The 544-nt window shown below is 46.9% G+C and carries 1 protein-coding gene; it reads right to left on the reverse strand.

Annotation, left to right across the window (positions count from 1 at the left end; all coding sequences use genetic code 11):
• Window positions 1–544, reverse strand: a 544-nt coding sequence (locus tag R7Z49_RS27090) for a Dyp-type peroxidase (RefSeq protein WP_318112762.1), incomplete at both ends; no start/stop codon positions are given.

Here is a 544-nt window from a genome sequence, read left to right on the forward strand (position 1 = left end):
CTTCTTTAATATCAACTCGACCAACGTGAGATGCTGCCGGTACGTCTTCTAGCTCGACTGAATCTGGTTTAGTGCGACCAATCACTTTCTCTTGAGCTTTGATATTTAGGCGATTCCAAGCTGGCAAGTTGTGCTCAAAACGTTGAACCATAACATAGCTGCCACCAGCATATGGGCCATCTTTTACCAATGCTACGTCAGCGCGAGCGTCCCCTTTCGGGTTTTCTGTACCGTCGATAAAGTCCGTCATGTCACGTGCATCTAGGTAGCGGTAGCCGTACGTTTCATCCACGACCGTCACATCTTCTGCGATATCGGTTAGGAATTTGCGCAGTACGTAAAAGTGCAAATCGTGGCGAGTAGAGTGGCAGTGAATAAGCACATCAACATCTGTTGTTGGCGCAATAATGTCGCCTTCACCAAGTTGTGGGAAATCAATCAGCTCTTCTGGTGCGTCAATATTTAGGTGCTGCCAGAATGATTTGGTGAATGCGATGGAAATCGTCAGATTAGCGCCCGGTTGACTGTTGTTTAAGTCTTTAAC

This window comes from Vibrio sp. 1562 (genome assembly GCF_033340155.1).
In the GTDB taxonomy this organism is placed as follows: Bacteria; Pseudomonadota; Gammaproteobacteria; order Enterobacterales; family Vibrionaceae; genus Vibrio; species Vibrio alginolyticus.